General features: G+C 47.2%; 1 protein-coding gene, 1 tRNA gene and 1 pseudogene. 2 read left to right on the top strand and 1 reads right to left on the bottom strand.

Features of this window, described 5'->3' with window-relative positions; genetic code table 11:
- Positions 1 to 27: 27 nt before the first annotated feature.
- Positions 28 to 104 (top strand) — tRNA-Met (locus GOW31_RS21790).
- 1025 nt (positions 105 to 1129) lie between these two features.
- Positions 1130 to 1588 carry a hypothetical protein gene (locus tag GOW31_RS21785; RefSeq protein WP_171172790.1) on the top strand — a complete coding sequence of 153 codons (459 nt, stop codon included), beginning with the start codon at positions 1130 to 1132 and terminating at the stop codon, positions 1586 to 1588.
- A gap of 180 nt (positions 1589 to 1768) precedes the next feature.
- Here the strand turns inward: GOW31_RS21785 and GOW31_RS21920 are convergent.
- A pseudogene (locus tag GOW31_RS21920) lies at positions 1769 to 2170 on the bottom strand (hypothetical protein); the annotation flags it as partial.

Genomic DNA, 2170 nt, shown 5'->3' with positions numbered 1-2170 from the left:
GCGTAAGCGCTAGGTCACAAAAACTGTCGCGGGATGGAGCAGCCCGGTAGCTCGTCAGGCTCATAACCTGAAGGTCGCAGGTTCAAATCCTGCTCCCGCAACCAAAATAAAACGTCTGAAAACAAACAGTTAGCCTCGCAGCTCGCGGGGCTTTTTGTGTTTGAGGAATAGCCCGTGGAAGCACTGTGGAAGCAAACGGGACGGAAATATTGGTGTGGCGGAGGGAACACAGGAGGGCCAAAACATACCGATTCCGAGTTTTTCCTCAAGAAATATCAAAAAAAGTAAGATGTTGTTGGTGTTCGAAACAGAAGACGATTGCGATCAACAGTGTTCCTCTCTGTTTAAGCTAGGAGTGTTTCTACCAGGTGTAGCTGACTGAGAAGAGACGAAACCTGTACATCTTGCTAAACACAGAATCGCTTGATCCAGAAGTAGTCGATACTTTGCTATTGAGTTTATTCACAGCAAGATGTGACTAAAGATGATATTTTGGTTGATGCTGCAAACTTTGTAATTTAGGCCAATAGTACATAGTAGAAGCATTACACCCAAGAGGCTAAGTAGGTATCTAAGACTTTGAAAAGAAGTAAAATAAGGAAACGCTCGCCTAACGTATTTGGGGAAGCTGTCGTTAATGTAATTGGGAAACCCGTTGATGAGAAAAGTGGGCACCCAGTCGTATTGCAGCGTCTTACGGAACGACACATACTGAAAGTAGGAAGCATTTCTGAGGACTTTTTATGGGTCTCAGTCCGTAGTTTCGGCAAAAGGCAACACGCTACTTCTCTTCAATTGAAAATGTCGAAGATCGCTTGGATGCAGGTCGTGAAGTCCCCTGTCCGAATGGGGCAAATAGTTCTTCTAAAAAGGGGAACCTTAGTTCCCGCAAGTTTGGCAAGGCTGCTAGAGGGCTATCGGAAAAGTAGAACATCTACTGGACGTTCGTTGCGCACTGGAACAACGGATTCGATACTTTTGAAAGAAAACACTCCTAATTTGTCCGTTGAGGCCTTTAAGACGGTCGGACAGTCTGGTGGAGGCTTTCGATTCAAAGACACGCCCAAGCCCAAGCCGCGACCACGGCCTCCATGGGAGGATCGACCCGGCCCAATGCGAAGGAAGAGGAATGACTGAAGGCCCTGTTTCAAATAGACCCTCTCCTGAAAGTGAAATGAAGGAGATATGGCAGCGACGCGTTGAGTTAGAGCAAAACATAACGAGCCGTATCAGTGAAACAACTCGATATATCGGATTTGGTATAGTCGCTTGGATTTTTGCAGTACACACATCCTCTTCTGGCTTTGCAACTTCATACGTTGAAAGCTACGGATTCTTTGTCGGGCTTGCGGGTTTAGCGGGACTGCTCACAATCGTGTTGGATTATTTTCAATACATTTTTGGGTATCGTTCTGTCGGCATCGCTATGGACAACCGAGAAAACAATTATCAATTCCAAGAAGGTTCTGCTGCTTACGTTTTTCAAAATTTAACTTGGAAAGCCAAGCAATGGGCCGCGGGTATAGGGGCTATAACTGTTTCTGTAACGTTTGGTATGCACGTTATCCTCAGGAATTTCGGCGGATAAAGCGTCCCTTGGTCTAAAAATGTGCTTTGATCTACGTCACAAGAGTTTTCATACCTGTAGTGGCCAATTAGTGGAGGGCGAGAGCAATTTTACCGAACTCCTGAAGTGAAAGGCGGCGAAATAGTAAATATCATTCAAGCAGCTAATTCACGTTAAAGTAGTGTCTATTGTCTTGGATATCTACTTGAACCGGTATCGGCTTGCCGCCCTCCCCAACCGTTCATCGATGGGAACCGGGTGATCGACAGAGTAGCGTTTCAAGGCTTCAAAATGGTTTTCCAAAAAGTCATAAAATTCGTCTGGACATACACCTGAGGCAGCTGCTCGAGAGACAAGCAGGCCTAGAATTTGCCGATCCAGTTCCCGCATTTTGGCAACGCGATTAGCGTCCATCACGTCGCTGGGCCGAACGCCTGTACAGTTCTGCAACAGATCATTCCCGATAACTGCCTCAAACTGCTGCCAGAGCTCATGTGAGGGCCAGCGCGCGCGGTTTGAGTCCGTGGTGGGCATGCAATACCGAACGCGCCCAAGAGCGTCTGTGAAGGCGTCCCCGATGATGTCGCGCACATCCTGCCAGTT

It is taken from the genome of Ruegeria sp. HKCCA0370 (genome assembly GCF_013033705.1).
Lineage (GTDB): Bacteria > Pseudomonadota > Alphaproteobacteria > Rhodobacterales > Rhodobacteraceae > Ruegeria.
The sequence above is the reverse complement of the archived record's forward strand: the minus strand, read 5'-3'. Positions and strand labels throughout refer to the sequence as shown.

Bases quoted from the DNA above. Each gene is read 5' to 3' on its own strand.
- GOW31_RS21785 (WP_171172790.1), top strand. From the start codon at position 1,130: ATGACTGAAGGCCCTGTTTCAAATAGACCCTCTCCTGAAAGTGAAATG.